Source organism: Blastococcus xanthinilyticus (genome assembly GCF_008124835.1).
GTDB classification, from domain to species: Bacteria; Actinomycetota; Actinomycetes; order Mycobacteriales; family Geodermatophilaceae; genus Blastococcus; species Blastococcus xanthinilyticus.
On sequence record NZ_VNHW01000012.1, the window covers coordinates 1 to 13,425 of the forward strand.

Below are 13,425 nucleotides of genomic sequence, written 5' to 3' on the forward strand. Positions count from 1 at the left end.
ACCGGGCGTGCCCGCGCAGCCACGAGGCCATCGTCTTCTGCCCGTCGTGCTCCGCGGCGCCGGTGACCTCGCACTCCCGCACCACCCGCGCGACCAACCGGTTCTGCGCCACCAGCAGCACCCGCAGTTCCTCGAGCAGCTGCGGCCCGAACCGCCCCGACAGGTCCTCGTCGGCCAGCTCGTCCAGCGCAGCCGACAAGCGGCTCACCGCCCCGGATCCACCAGTCGAACGCATGTACGAATGATACCGCTGATCACCGTAGTCCGCAGCATGAATCCCCAGGTCAGGTGCTCGTCCACAACGCCCGTGACCGGGTTGACAGCTGAGGAGGGCGGCCCCATCGCGGGCCACGCCACGTCGGCCAGCTCACGGTGGGCAGCAGCTACCGACCGGGAACACATCCGGCCGCGAACGGGCTGATGGGTAGCGTGGCAGGCGTGAAGAAGGTGGCGGTGCTCGACTACGGGTCGGGCAACCTGCGGTCGGCCGAGCGTGCGCTGGCGCGGGTCGGTGCCGACGTGACGGTGACCTCCGACATGCAGACGGCCCTGGACGCCGACGGGCTCGTCGTCCCCGGTGTGGGTGCGTTCGCGGCCTGCATGACGGGGCTGGACGCCGTCCAGGGGCGCCGGATCATCGGCCGCCGCCTCGCCGGTGGCCGACCGGTGCTGGGCATCTGCGTCGGCATGCAGATCCTTTTCGAGCGCGGCGTCGAGCACGGTGTCGACGCCGAGGGCTGCGGTGAGTGGCCGGGCGTCGTGGAGCAGCTCGAGGCGCCGGTGCTGCCGCACATGGGCTGGAACTCGGTGCAGGCCGCCCCGGGCAGCACCCTGTTCGCCGGCATCGAGGACGAGCGCTTCTACTTCGTGCACTCCTACGGCGTGCGGGAGTTCACCCTCGGGGAGGACGGCGGCTCGTCGCCGCTCGCGAAGCCCAAGGTGACCTGGGCCGAGCACGGCGACCGGTTCGTGGCCGGGGTCGAGAACGCCGCGCTGTCGGCCACCCAGTTCCACCCGGAGAAGAGCGGCGACGCCGGCGCCCAGCTGCTGACCAACTGGCTCGGCACCCTGCGCTGAGCGGACCGCTCACCAGCGGCCGCGGTGCACCACCTCGTCCACCCCGCGCCGGCCGCGTCGCAGCGACGGCGACCTCCGGTCGTCCGTGCCGGGATAGCCGACGGACACGCAGCCGACCGGCCGGTACTCCGCCGGGATCCCGAACGCGGCCCGGACGGCGTCCAGCCGCTCGACCGGCACGCCGAAGAAGCACGCCCCCAGGCCCTCGTCGACCGCGGTGAGCAGCATCAGCAGGCTGGCCATCCCCGCGTCGACGTCCCAGTAGGGCACCGGCCAGCGGGCCTCGTCCCGGTCGGTCCACCCCTTGTCGGGCTCGGCGTAGCGCTCCAGGTAGGCGCTCTTGTTCGCCAGCGGCAGGATCAGCAGCGGCGCGCGGCGCATCCGGGTCAGCCAGGCGTCCGGGGCGCCCTCGCCGGCGGTCGCGGCCCAGAAGCTGTCCCGCTCCTCCGCGGTCTCCAGGACGACGAACGCCCAGCCCTGGCTGAAGCCGGCGGAGGGGGCGCGGATCGCGTGCTCGAGCAGCCGCTCCCGCACCTCGGGCGGCACGGGCCGGTCCGGGTCGTAGTCCCGGACCATGCGACGACGGCGGACGACCTCGGCGAACTCCACGCCCCCAGCCTGCCGCACCGGGGCGGTGGTCAGGCCGCCCGCCCGAGCCGGGCCAGCACACGGGTCGCGCGGTCGGCGTCCGCGGGGACGTCCAGGGCGGGCCGGCAGATGCCGTCCATGTGCAGGGCGGGGCCGAAGCCGTCCGCGCCGGCCTCGACCCGGTCCAGCTCCTCGTCGGTGAGCGCGGCGTCGGCCCCCACGGCGCGGGCGACGTCCCAGCGGTGCACGACCATGTCCCAGACGTAGAACCGCTCGAAGGTGGCGCCGACCGTGGTGGGCCCGAAGAAGCCGTCGAACCCGCGGGCGAGCACGGCGTCGTCGGACACCGCGCCGGCCACCCGCTCCGCGTGCGCCCGCCACGCGGCGGCCGGGTCGGCGGCTAGGTCCGGGGCCTCGCCCAGGTCGACGCCGTGCGTGGCGAGGAAGTCCCGCTGGGTCTCGATCACGTGCCCGACGACGTCGGCGGCGGTCCAGCCCTCGCAGGGAGACGGGCGGGTCCAGCCGGCCGGGGGGACGGTGTCGAGCAGGGCGGTGAGGGAGCGGTCGGCGGCCTGGAAGTCCGCAGCGGGAGAAGTCATGCCCCGGATCGTAGGGAGGTGCGGCAGGCTCGGTCTTGATGAAACCCGACAGCTCCCGGCCGATGGACCACATCGAGCGCGCGCACCTGGTGGAGCCCGGCGACGCCTCGCACGTCATCCACCGCTATCCCGCGGCGCCGGAGTTCGAGGGCCTGCTGCAGCGGTTCTGGATCCCGGTGTGGTCGGTGCCGCCCGGCCGAGAGGCGCCGCAGCGGGTGCTCCAGTACCCGGTCGCGCTGCTCGTCGTCGCCGGCGACTACGCCCGGTTCTACGGCGTCGTCTCCGGGCTGTCGACCACCACCCTGACCGGCGAGGGCTGGGCGGTGGGCGTGATGTGCGCGCCCGCGGCGGGCGCCCTGGTCGCCGGCGGGCCGATGAGCGGGTACACCGACCGGTACGTCGACGTCGCCGAGGTCCTGGGCGCCGAGGGCGAGCGGCTCGCTACCCGGGTCCGCGCCGCCATGGCCCGGGACGCGCACGACCCGGAGGCCCACGCCGCCGCGATGGCCGCCTTCGGCGACGCGCTGCGGCCGTTCCTCCCGGTCGACGACGACGGCCGGCTGGTCAACGAGGTGGTCGCCTTCGTGGAGGGCGACCGCGAGGTGGTCCGGGTCGCGCAGGTGTGCGAGCGCTTCGGCCTCGCCGAGCGGGCGCTGCAGCGGCTGGTGCACCGCCGGCTCGGGCTGACGCCGAAGTGGCTCATCCAGCGCCGCCGGCTGCAGGAGGCGGCCGAGCGGCTGCGTGGGAAGCCGGCCAGCATCGGCGAGGTGGCGGCGGTGCTCGGCTACGCCGACCAGGCGCACTTCACCCGCGACTTCGCCCGCGTGACCACCATGACGCCGGGGCAGTTCGCCGGCCGGCACGCCCGGGGGAGCTGACGCCGATCGCCGGAGGGCCCGTCCCTAGGCTGTCGGGGTGCCGAAGCTGCAGCTGCTCCCCGCCGTCGACGTCGCCGACGGGCAGGCCGTCCGTCTCGTCCAAGGGGAGGCCGGGAGCGAGACCTCCTACGGCGACCCGCTCGACGCCGCGATGCAGTGGCAGCGCGACGGCGCCGAGTGGGTGCACCTGGTCGACCTCGACGCCGCCTTCGGCCGCGGCAGCAACCGCGAGCTGCTGGCCCGCGTGGTCGGCGAGCTCGACGTCGACGTGGAGCTCTCCGGTGGCATCCGGGACGACGAGTCGCTGGCCGCGGCGCTGGCCACCGGCTGCCGTCGGGTCAACCTGGGCACCGCGGCGCTGGAGTCGCCCGAGTGGTGCGCGCGGGCGATCGCCGAGCACGGCGACCGGATCGCCGTCGGCCTCGACGTGCGCGGCACGCGGCTGGCCGCGCGCGGCTGGACCCAGGAGGGCGGCGAGCTCTACGAGACCCTCGCCCGCCTGGACGCCGAGGGCTGCGCCCGCTACGTGGTCACCGACATCACCAAGGACGGCACGCTGCGCGGGCCCAACCTCGACCTGCTCCGCGAGGTGTGCGCCGCCACCCCGCGCCCGGTGATCGCCTCCGGCGGCGTCAGCTCGCTGGCGGACATCCGCGCGCTGGCCGGCCTCACCGCGATCGGCGTCGAGGGCTCGATCGTGGGCAAGGCGCTCTACGCCGGCCAGTTCACGCTGCCGGAGGCTTTGGCGCTCACGGAGCAGTTGGCATGACGGTGCTGAACCTGGGCTCGGCCAACCCCTGGGAGCCGGTGGTCGGCTACAGCCGGATCGTCGTCCGCGGCGACACCGCCTGGGTCAGCGGGACGACGGCGATGGTCGACGGCGTCGTGACCTCCCCCGGAGACGCGGCGGCCCAGACCCGGCAGGTCCTGGCCACGATCGGGGCGTCGCTGCAGCGGGCCGGGTTCGGACTCGCCGACGTCGTCCGCACTCGGATGTACGTCACCGACATCAGCCGCTGGGAGGAGATCGGCCGGGTCCACGGCGAGGTCTTCGGCGACATCCGGCCGGCGTCGACGATGGTGGAGGTGTCGGCGCTCATCGACCCCGGGCTGCTGGTCGAGATCGAGGTCGACGCGGTGCGCGGGGTGCCGGCGTGAGTCTCGCCGTGCGTGTCATCCCCTGTCTGGACGTCGACGCCGGCCGGGTGGTCAAGGGCGTCAACTTCGTCGACCTGCGCGACGCCGGTGACCCGGTGGAGATGGCGCGCGTCTACGACGCCGAAGGCGCCGACGAGCTGACCTTCCTCGACATCACCGCGAGCTCCGGCAACCGGGCCACCACCTACGACGTGGTCAGCCGCACCGCGGAGAGCGTGTTCATCCCGCTCACCGTGGGCGGCGGCGTGCGCAGCCCCGACGACGTCGACCGGCTGCTGCGGGCCGGTGCGGACAAGGTCGCGGTCAACACCGCCGCGGTGGCCCGGCCCGAGCTGATCGCCGAGATCGCCGACCGCTTCGGCAACCAGGTGCTGGTGCTCTCCCTCGATGCCCGCCGCTGCCGGGACGGCGCGGAGACGGAGTCCGGCTTCGAGATCACCACGCACGGCGGGCGCCGCGGCACCGGCCTGGACGCCGTGGAGTGGTGCATCCGGGCCGCCCAACTCGGCGCCGGGGAGATCCTGCTGAACTCGATGGACGCCGACGGCACCCGCGCCGGCTTCGACACCGACCTGATCGCGCAGGTGCGGCGCGAGGTCTCGGTGCCGCTGATCGCCAGCGGGGGAGCGGGCGCGGTCGAGCACTTCCCGCCGGCGGTCGAGGCCGGCGCCGACGCGGTGCTCGCCGCGAGCGTCTTCCACTTCGGCGCGCTGCGGATCGGCGACGTGAAGGGCGCTCTCGCCGGCGCCGGCTACCCCGTGCGCCGGGAGGCCGACCACCCCGTGGGCGGCTAGCGCGGTGCAGCTGGAGCAGGGGGAACCGGCGGCCGGGCCGTGGCGGGTCGTGCCGCTCGGGGAGCTGGTCGAGCAGCTGCACGCCGCCGGGGACGTGTCCGGCCGGCCCCGCATCGTGGCGATCGACGGCCGCGGTGGAGCCGGCAAGAGCACTCTGGTGCAGCGTCTTCTGGCGCACGTGCCGAGGTCAGCCGTGGTGCACACCGACGACGTCGCCTGGCACCACTCCTTCTTCGACTGGGCCGGGGTGCTGGCCGAGCACGTGCTGGAGCCGCTCCGCCGGGGTGCGGGCGTCGACTTCCGCCCGCCGTCATGGGTGGAGCGGGGCCGTCCCGGCTCCGTCGTGGTGCCCGCCGGCCTGGAGACCGTGTGGGTCGAGGGCACCGGTGTGCTGCGGAGCGGGCTGGCGCCGCTGCTCGACGCGTCGGTGTGGGTCCAGGTCGACCGGCGGGACGCCGGACGCCGGCTGCTGGATCGGGACGGCGACTCGCCCGAGCAGCAGCGGCACGTCGAGGAGTGGCTGCGCGAGGAACACCCGTTCCTGCTGCGGGAGCAGCCGTGGAGCTCCGCCACGCTGGTGCTGGCGGGGAGCCCGGTCGTCGGGCACGTGCCCGACACCCACGTGGTGCTCGCACCACCCGTCGCGCCCTAGCGCGGTGAACCGCCGATCCAGGTGGCGGGAGCGCTCCCCGGCTCGGGGACGTAGGCGACGATGTGCAGGTCGGGGTGGTCCGACGGCACCAGGCGGTGGTGCTCGAAGTCCAGCACGCCGGCCGTCGGGTGCACGAACCGCCGCCGTCGGGAGGTGAAGCCCTCGACGGTCAGGTCCGCCCACTGCTCGCGGAACTCCGCGCTGGCCTCGCTGAGCCGGGCGATCAGCGCCGAGTGCGCGGCCGAGCCCAGCCGTGCGCCGGACTCCGCGCGGAACTCGGCCACGAAGTGCCGGCTGTCCGCCGTCCAGTCCGGGAGCATGTCGCGCAGGTGCGGATCGGTGAAGACCAGCCAGAGCAGGTTCCGGTCGGCCGGGTCCAGCGTGGTGATGCGCGAGTACAGCGCGGCGTAGGCGGCGTTCCAGCCGACGATGGTCCAGTCCGCGGCCACGGCGAAGGCCGGGAACGGCAGGCTGTTGAGCAGCCGCTGGGTGGACGGCGGCGCGACCTCCTGTACCTGGTCGGCGGCGTCCGGCGGTCGGGGGGAGTAGCCGCCGAGGGACAGCAGGTACGCCGCCTCGGACGCCGTCAGACGCAGCACGCGACCGAGCGCCTCGAGCACCTGCCGGGAGGGGTTGACGTCCCGCCCCTGCTCCAGCCAGGTGAGCCAGGTGACGCTGACCCCGGCAAGGGTCGAAACCTCCTCGCGGCGCAGGCCGCTGGTCCGCGCGCGTGGGGGAGTGGGCAGACCGAAGTCCTGCCGCGTCAGCGCCTGACGCCGGTTGCGCAGGAAGGTGCCCAGCTCCGTCCGCCGGGCCTGCTGGCTCACGGCCCCGAACCTAGTACCGCCGCTACTAGCAGTGGCAGCGTCTACCGCGCCGGCCGCCCCGGGTGGCTGACTGGTCCGCATGCCACCGCTGCGCTCCCGGACCGTCACCGCCGGCAGGAACATGGCCGGCGCCCGCGCGCTCCTGCGTGCCGCCGGCGTCGCGGCCGGCGACCTGGGCAAGCCGATCGTCGCCGTCGCGAACAGCTTCACCGAGTTCGTGCCCGGCCACACCCACCTGCAGCCGGTCGGCCGGATCGTCTCCGAGGCGATCTCCGCCGCGGGGGGCGTGCCCCGTGAGTTCAACACGATCGCCGTCGACGACGGCATCGCGATGGGACACGGCGGCATGCTCTACTCGCTGCCCTCGCGGGACCTGATCGCCGACTCGGTCGAGTACATGGTCCAGGCCCACTGCGCCGACGCGCTCGTCTGCATCTCCAACTGCGACAAGATCACCCCCGGCATGCTCATGGCCGCGCTGCGCCTGGACATCCCGACGGTCTTCGTCTCCGGCGGGCCCATGGAGGGCGGGACGGCCACCCTCGTCGACGGCACCGTGCGCACCGGCCTGAACCTGATCTCGGCCATCGCCGACTCCGCGAGCCCCGCGGTCTCCGACGAGGACCTCGGCCGGATCGAGGAGAACGCCTGCCCGACCTGCGGCTCGTGCTCGGGCATGTTCACCGCCAACTCGATGAACTGCCTGACCGAGGCCCTCGGTCTCGCCCTGCCGGGCAACGGCACCACCCTGGCGACGCACACCGCCCGCCGCGAGCTCTACGAGGCTGCCGGCACCACGGTCATGGAGCTGGTCCGCGCCCACTACGAGCGGGACGACGCCGCGGTGCTGCCGCGCGCGATCGCCGGCGTCGCCGCGTTCGAGAACGCCGTGGCGATGGACGTCGCGATGGGCGGCTCGTCGAACACGGTCCTGCACCTGCTCGCCGCCGCTTCCGAGGCCGAGCTGGACTTCACCCTCGACGACGTCGACCGGATCTCCCGCCGCACGCCCTGCCTGGCGAAGGTGGCGCCGAATGGCCCGTACCTGGTCGAGGACGTGCACCGCGCGGGCGGCATCCCCGCCATCCTCGGCGAGCTCGACCGGGCCGGGCTGCTGCGCCGCGACGTCCGCACGGTGCACTCCCCGGACCTGCGCAGCTGGCTGGACGACTGGGACGTCCGTGGCGGGCGGGCGACCCCCGAGGCGGTCGAGCTGTTCCACGCGGCGCCGGGCTGCCGGCGGTCGGCCACGGCGTTCTCCCAGTCCGAGCGCTGGGCGAGCCTCGACCTGGACGCGCAGCACGGCTGCATCCGCTCGGTCGCGGCCGCGTACAGCGCCGACGGCGGCCTGGCGGTGCTGCGCGGCAACCTGTCTCCCGACGGCTGCGTGGTCAAGACCGCCGGCGTCGACGAGTCGATCCTGCGGTTCAGCGGTCCGGCGGTGGTCGTGGAGTCGCAGGAGGAGGCGGTCGACGCCATCCTCGGCGGCCGCGTGCGGGCCGGTGCGGTCGTGGTGGTCCGCTACGAGGGACCGCGGGGCGGGCCGGGTATGCAGGAGATGCTCTACCCGACGTCGTTCCTGAAGGGTCGGGGCCTGGGCGCGGCCTGTGCGCTGGTCACCGACGGGCGCTTCTCGGGCGGCACGTCCGGCCTGTCGATCGGGCACGTCTCGCCGGAGGCGGCCGCGGGCGGCGTCATCGCCCTGGTCGAGGACGGCGACACCGTCGCGATCGACATCCCGGCGCGCAGCATCACCCTCGAGGTGACCGAGGCGGAGCTGACCACCCGGCGGGCTGCCCTGGAGGCTGCGGGCGGGTACCGGCCCCGGGACCGGCAGCGGGTGGTGTCCACGGCGCTGCGCGCCTACGCAGCCTTCGCCCAGTCGGCGGACAAGGGCGCCGTCCGCCTCGTTCCCTAGACCGTGGGCCGAAGCTGTGCCGCGCTCGGCAACGGTGGCCCTGAAGGCGGCTTTAGGGACAGTCGCGACCTGGCAATGCACGCGGACTGTAGGACCGCACGGACGCCGAAGCGGCGACCTTGACGTTGACCCTGTCGCGGTCGAACCCGGTGCACGGGTCCGCCGCCAAGGGCCCCGCGGAACGTCGCAGTGGCTGGTGGTTGGCGATAGCGCAGTCGGATAGTGGGCGGGAACGTCGCTGAGGCGCCGGCGGGGAGACGCTATGCACTGAGGTTGCACTCATAGGCCTGCGGTTATTGGCGACCCGCGAGCTTGGCGCCGATGAGCAATCGTACGCCCGAGGTGCGGCGCGGACTGCTTCGCGTCTTGCAGAGCAGGCACCCGCGAGGTGGCGATGCCTACGTGCGGAAGCCGGATTCGTTGTGGTTCGACGAGTCGTGCGGTTGCGGAAGTCTTGTTCCCCGCGTCCTCGGCCGCGGACGTCCAACGGCGAAGGGGGCTTTGACCGATGAGCTCTTAAGGAGGCGATTCATGCGGGATGGGTAGACAATCTGGAGTTCGAGGTAACGCCCTCTCCACCGCACCGTCCTAGACCAAAGAGGTGTCGCGGGCGTACGGCGTTCGGCGGCTCCCGTGGTTAACCAGCGTCCGGGCCCGACCGCGGGAGGCCGGGCGGCAAGTCGGGAACGACGATGTTGCGCACCGGGTCGGGTCTGAGGGACGGCGCGCGTCTCATTGGCCTGTTGTTGTCGGAATCGCGTTAGACGCCTGGTAAGCCACACCAGCGAAGAGATCTCCACGCTGAGCAACACCCCAGCGACTCCGGCTTTCGCTGCCCGAGTATCAGCGGCACCTGCCTGGTCGGCCAGTGCCCAGGCGCTCGCACTCGTTCCCGCCTCGGATGTCTCCACGCCGAGCGGTTCCATGCCTCTGGCATTCACACCACCGGAGGAGGCAAGGATGCTCGGTGGCGAGTCCCCTGGGATGACGAAACGCTGATTCACGATGACGTACTCCTGACCTATCTGGCCCTCCATCTCTCCACAAGCGATGTCTTGAGCATCGGTCGCCAGGTCCGCCGCGCTTTCACAGGGAGTGAGCGGTAGATATGCAGGAGTGGCAAGGGAAAAATCCGCTTCATCATCCGAGCTGTAGTAGCTATTAACGCGCGCGAACTTGACGCTTGAGTAGCCATCGGAGTCTTCCTCGAAGACTTGGGAGGTGTGCCCCCCGATTGAAACGACGGACTTCGCCAGGGACCCCTCCGCCACCTCGGCAAGGATATGTAGCGACCCTTCATCACTAACCGCATATGTCTCCGCCTGGGGGACGAAATACGCGGCGAGCGGATCCGACGCATCCACTTCGTCCGCAAGTGTCGCCGCGACGACATCGGCCAGGTCCACAGGCGCGGACCACGTCGTGCTCTCGTTGTCGTCTCGAACGACAAGGTCCCATATCGTGCCTGGCATGACTCTAACGTTCATAGCAATGTCTGTGCCACCATCATCGCCACGTTGAAAGGTCACATCAAGTCGCGGGCTTTGAGCTTCCCTTACCGGAGTGGCCGACGATTCCCAATCCGGAGGAAGTGTAGCGGCAAAGTAGATCCGCAGATTGTTCGCAGGTAGAGTCGGCCGGTGAGAAACGAACAGTGATGCGGTCCATGCGACCGCAACGATCAGAAGACCAATTGCAAGCGCCTCTGCGAGGGGGTTTGACGACACCACACGCCTGCGTTCACCGGGCATAGTGACCCCACGCTTCCACTACGCCGCGCGAGTGTCGGATGCCGGCCGCTGACGCGATGCGGGCCCCCCGAAGGCCTGCGGGCGCCAGACCGAGGCAGTGGGTCGAGTTACGCACCGAAGTTCCCGCCCCTTCTTCGAGACGTTGCTGGTCGGGCACCAGCCGGGCCCCGCCTCAAACATGTCGGCGGGTGTCCCATTGTGGGCCGCTCAGGGACGGAGACGGGTGCGGGCTGACACCCTTCTCCTTCGACACCGACCTCATCGCGCAGGTGCGCCGCGAGGTCTCGGTGCCGCTGATCACCAGCGGGGGAGCGGCCGCGGTCGAGGACTTCCCGCCCGCGGTCGAGGCCGGCGCGGACGCGGTGCTGGCGGCGAGCTTCTTCCACTTCGGCGCGCTGCGGATCGGCGACGTGAAGGGCGCTCTCGCCGGCACGAGCTACCCCTGCGCCGGGAGGCCGACCACCCGCTTCTCCGACCGGGCGCCTCAGCCGGCCGCCGGCCGTCGCGTGGCCAGCACCGTGCTCGCGCCCAGCACGAACAGCGACATGCCGGTCTGCACCCAGGTCCACCAGCCCACCGGCGTGTGACCGGCGAGCGGGCAGAGGATGGTCATCACGGCCATGCACCCGGCCGCCGCGATGCCGAACCGGGCCGCGTACCGGCTGCCCCGCCACAGCGCCGCGACGGCCAGCACGATCGTGACCACGGCCGCGATGTCGAAGGGCAGTTGCCAGAGCGGATAGGCCATGTCGTGGGCCGGCATCGGCTCCACGAGCGGGCAGGTCAGCCAGGCGAGGGCGAAGGCCCCCGCGAGCACCTGCTCGAGGGCCCGTCCGGGGCGCCCGTCCGGGGCAGTGCGCGCAACCGCCGTCCACCCGGCCCGGGGTACCGGCCCGTAGGGGGAGGGGACCGGCGCCGCGGCGTCGGTCGGCGGCGCGGGCCGGACCGGTTCGACCGGCGAGCTGCCGGCGAGGGGGACGGGGTCGGCGACGGACATGCGGTGCACCGTAGCCGGGCCACCGGACCCGAGCGTGTCGTTTTCGCGCGCGGTCACCCGCGCGGCGGGCAAGCCCTGAGGCCGGACGCCGGTGCGACGTCACGCAGGGGCGCCGAGCGGCGGGTGGTCGAGCACGCGTGGCCGGTACTCGACCAGCTGGATGCCGCCGTCGAAGGTGCGGTGGTCGATCATCTCGAGGGCGACGTCGGGGTAGCCGTCGTAGATGCGTTCCTCACCCGTGGCCCCGGTGATCACCGGGAACATCCCGACCCGGAAGCGGTCTACGAGCCCGGCGCGCAGCAGGGACCGGCACAGGCTGAGACTGCCGATCGTGCTCAGGAGCCCCTCGCCGTCCTCCTTCAGGGCGCGGACCGCGTCGACGGCGTCACCGCGGACGAGGGTGCAGTTGGCCCACGTCAGCGGCTCCTCGAGCGAGGAGGAGAACACCACCTTCGGGGCCTGGGTGAGCTCGTCGACGGACGCCTCCTCCTCGGGCCGGAACTCCTCCTGGCCGGGAGGCACCTCGCCGGCGGCGAAGCCCGACATCAGGCGGTAGGTGTTCGCTCCCATCAGGTACGTGGCCGCCGGCTGCTCGCCGAGCCAGGCGAGGTAGTCGGGCTCTCCAGGCCCCAGAACCCAGGCCAGCCCTCTCCCGATGCGTAGCCGTCGAGCGAGGTGATGAAGTCGACGAGAAGCTCCGACATGGCGCTGTCCTTTCCTCCGGTGTCAGGAGGTCGGACCGGCCGGGTGCCGCGAACTCATCGGCGCCGCCCGCTCGGGGACACCGCGCGGAGCGTCAGCCGGTGCGGGGCCGCCATGGCTGGTGCGTGTGCGCGAGCCAGACCATCTCCGGTTCGAGCCCGCGGATCATCAGCTGGCCCTCCGTCCGCGGCTCGTCGAGTTCGCCGAACCACACCGCCGCGTCGCCGGCGACGACGACCGGGCGCCCGCCGGTCTCGACGACGACCACCTGGGTGCCGGGCGTGTGGCCCGGTGCCGGAACGAGCCGGAGCCCGGGAAGGAGCTCGAGCTCGCCGTCGACCGGCACGTACCGCACCCCGGGCGCCTCCAGCCACTCGCGGATCGTGTAGTCGTCCTGGCTGCGCGCGTCGTCGAGCTCCCGACGCTGGACGTAGACGGGCCTGCCGGCGAAGAGGTGGTTCCCGCCGCAGTGGTCGGCGTGCAGATGGGTGTTGACGACCATGTCGATCCCGGCGGGGTCGACGTCCTGCTCGCTCCACGGGCGGAGGCGGGGACGCATGTCGGCGAGCAGCGGGTGCAGCTCCTTGATGCCGGTGTCGACCAGCACGCGCGCCTCGGGATGGTCGATGACGTGCACGTAGACCGGCATCACCTCGCCCTCGACGAGCAGGTCGGCGACCTGGACCGGCGTGACCGTGATGGACGGGAGCGCGTTCATGGGTGTCCAGACGGCCCGAGCAGTCCCGACTCATCGATCCGGTCAGGGAGCGCCCGGCGGCGAGGAGATCTCCACCCGTGCCACGTCACGCCGGCCCGCGGCCCACAGCATCAGCTCCAGCGGCTCGCCGGAGACGGTGCGCCCGCCGTCGCCGAGCCGCTTCTCCTCGCCGGGCACGTCGCTGCGGCGCAGCACCAGGCCGCGCCGACCGGCGGCGCGGCGGGCGTAGAGGCCGAGCCCCGCCCACAGCTGGTCCTGCTCGTCGCGGCGCAGCTCGCGCGGCTCCCAGCCGGGCTGGGCGCGGCGGACGTCCTCGTGGTGGATGGCGAACTCGGAGACGTTGAACGCCTTCGAGGCGGCCGGCAGCGTCATCGGCGACCACGACGGCGGCCCGCTGCGCACCTGGCCGACCACCTCCGCGTAGGGCGTCGATCCGCGCAGCCGGTCCTCCAGCCGGTGCGACCACCAGGCCAGCCGCGCACCGCCGGGCAGCATCTCCAGGCCGTAGCCGGGGAGGGCGTCGGGGCGCCGGTCGCGCACGGCCAGGTGCGCGGCGAGGTGGGCGGTGGTCCACCCCGCGCAGCAGGTCGGCGCGTCGGGCCCGAGCTCGTCGAGGAGATCGGCGAGCGCCGCGCGCTCGCGGTCCGGGAGAGGGAGGGAAGAGGCGCTCACCTCGCGTAGTTACCGAGGAAGCCCCGCGGGCGAAACCCGACCGGGCCTCTCCGGGCCCGATCGCTTAGCCCGTCTAACGACCCCGTGGCATGCT

The 13,425-nt window shown here is 72.8% G+C and carries 16 protein-coding genes and 1 pseudogene; 8 read left to right on the plus strand and 9 right to left on the minus strand.

The features are described from left to right. Window positions 1-208: pseudogene (locus BD833_RS17210) on the minus strand (endonuclease); the annotation flags it as partial. 230 nt (window positions 209-438) lie between these two features. On the opposite strand from BD833_RS17210, the gene hisH reads away from it, so the two are divergent. Continuing rightward, window positions 439-1,077, plus strand: a complete 639-nt coding sequence (hisH, locus tag BD833_RS17215; protein WP_243737749.1) for an imidazole glycerol phosphate synthase subunit HisH — start codon at window positions 439-441, stop codon at window positions 1,075-1,077. A gap of 9 nt (window positions 1,078-1,086) precedes the next feature. Here hisH and BD833_RS17220 read toward each other — a convergent pair whose 3' ends face one another. After that, window positions 1,087-1,686 (minus strand): nitroreductase family protein, encoded by a 600-nt coding sequence (locus BD833_RS17220; RefSeq protein WP_166534389.1) that lies wholly within the window; start codon window positions 1,684-1,686, stop codon window positions 1,087-1,089. 29 nt (window positions 1,687-1,715) lie between these two features. Continuing rightward, window positions 1,716-2,264, minus strand: a complete 549-nt coding sequence (locus BD833_RS17225; RefSeq protein WP_166534390.1) for a TIGR03086 family metal-binding protein — start codon at window positions 2,262-2,264, stop codon at window positions 1,716-1,718. A 38-nt stretch (window positions 2,265-2,302) separates the two neighbouring features. Between BD833_RS17225 and BD833_RS17230 the strand changes: the two genes are divergently transcribed. Genes BD833_RS17230 through BD833_RS17250 form a run of 5 tightly spaced genes read left to right on the plus strand, consistent with a single transcriptional unit; the run spans window position 2,303 to window position 5,746 of the window. Beyond that, window positions 2,303-3,142: a helix-turn-helix domain-containing protein gene (locus BD833_RS17230; protein ID WP_166534391.1), complete on the plus strand. Its 840-nt coding sequence runs from the start codon at window positions 2,303-2,305 to the stop codon at window positions 3,140-3,142. Between the two features lie 37 nt (window positions 3,143-3,179). Continuing rightward, on the plus strand, window positions 3,180-3,911 hold the full coding sequence (gene priA / locus BD833_RS17235) for a bifunctional 1-(5-phosphoribosyl)-5-((5-phosphoribosylamino)methylideneamino)imidazole-4-carboxamide isomerase/phosphoribosylanthranilate isomerase PriA (protein WP_166534392.1): 732 nt from the start codon (window positions 3,180-3,182) through the stop codon (window positions 3,909-3,911). Next, window positions 3,908-4,300, plus strand: a complete 393-nt coding sequence (locus BD833_RS17240; RefSeq protein ID WP_166534393.1) for a RidA family protein — start codon at window positions 3,908-3,910, stop codon at window positions 4,298-4,300. The genes priA and BD833_RS17240 overlap by 4 nt, the downstream gene beginning before the upstream one ends. Next, a complete protein-coding gene (hisF, locus tag BD833_RS17245) occupies window positions 4,297-5,094 on the plus strand; it encodes an imidazole glycerol phosphate synthase subunit HisF (protein WP_166534394.1) in 798 nt (265 codons plus the stop codon). The genes BD833_RS17240 and hisF overlap by 4 nt, the downstream gene beginning before the upstream one ends. Before the next feature lie 4 nt (window positions 5,095-5,098). After that, a complete protein-coding gene (locus BD833_RS17250) occupies window positions 5,099-5,746 on the plus strand; it encodes a uridine kinase family protein (protein WP_208092736.1) in 648 nt (215 codons plus the stop codon). On the opposite strand, the gene BD833_RS17255 is transcribed toward BD833_RS17250, so the two are convergent. Continuing rightward, on the minus strand, window positions 5,743-6,573 hold the full coding sequence (locus tag BD833_RS17255) for a helix-turn-helix transcriptional regulator (RefSeq protein WP_243737750.1): 831 nt from the start codon (window positions 6,571-6,573) through the stop codon (window positions 5,743-5,745). The two genes, BD833_RS17250 and BD833_RS17255, sit on opposite strands and share 4 nt — an antisense overlap. A gap of 79 nt (window positions 6,574-6,652) precedes the next feature. Here BD833_RS17255 and ilvD point away from each other — a divergent pair, with 79 nt between their 5' ends. Together ilvD and BD833_RS17265 are read left to right on the plus strand one after the other, a co-directional pair. Then, the gene (gene ilvD, locus BD833_RS17260) at window positions 6,653-8,491 is read left to right on the plus strand and encodes a dihydroxy-acid dehydratase (RefSeq protein ID WP_166534396.1); all 1,839 of its coding nucleotides are present in this window, start codon (window positions 6,653-6,655) and stop codon (window positions 8,489-8,491) included. A 1,939-nt stretch (window positions 8,492-10,430) separates the two neighbouring features. Continuing rightward, window positions 10,431-10,829, plus strand: coding sequence for a HisA/HisF-related TIM barrel protein (locus BD833_RS17265; RefSeq protein WP_243737751.1), 399 nt, complete (start codon window positions 10,431-10,433; stop codon window positions 10,827-10,829). On the opposite strand, the gene BD833_RS17270 is transcribed toward BD833_RS17265, so the two are convergent. The 5 genes from BD833_RS17270 to BD833_RS17285 form a co-directional block, all read right to left on the minus strand. Further along, entirely contained in the window at window positions 10,727-11,239 is a 513-nt protein-coding gene (locus tag BD833_RS17270; RefSeq protein WP_166534398.1) for a 7TM diverse intracellular signaling domain-containing protein, read from the minus strand. The two genes, BD833_RS17265 and BD833_RS17270, sit on opposite strands and share 103 nt — an antisense overlap. A gap of 99 nt (window positions 11,240-11,338) precedes the next feature. Further along, complete coding sequence (locus BD833_RS17275; protein ID WP_243737752.1) at window positions 11,339-11,809, minus strand: dihydrofolate reductase family protein; 471 nt, start codon at window positions 11,807-11,809, stop codon at window positions 11,339-11,341. Then, a complete protein-coding gene (locus BD833_RS23310) occupies window positions 11,809-11,943 on the minus strand; it encodes a hypothetical protein (protein WP_279536025.1) in 135 nt (44 codons plus the stop codon). The genes BD833_RS17275 and BD833_RS23310 overlap by 1 nt, the downstream gene beginning before the upstream one ends. Window positions 11,944-12,035: 92 nt before the next feature. Continuing rightward, the gene (locus BD833_RS17280; RefSeq protein ID WP_166534399.1) at window positions 12,036-12,659 is read right to left on the minus strand and encodes an MBL fold metallo-hydrolase; all 624 of its coding nucleotides are present in this window, start codon (window positions 12,657-12,659) and stop codon (window positions 12,036-12,038) included. Window positions 12,660-12,701: 42 nt separating this feature from the next. Next, window positions 12,702-13,331: a TIGR03085 family metal-binding protein gene (locus tag BD833_RS17285; protein ID WP_166534400.1), complete on the minus strand. Its 630-nt coding sequence runs from the start codon at window positions 13,329-13,331 to the stop codon at window positions 12,702-12,704. Window positions 13,332-13,425: the final 94 nt, after the last annotated feature.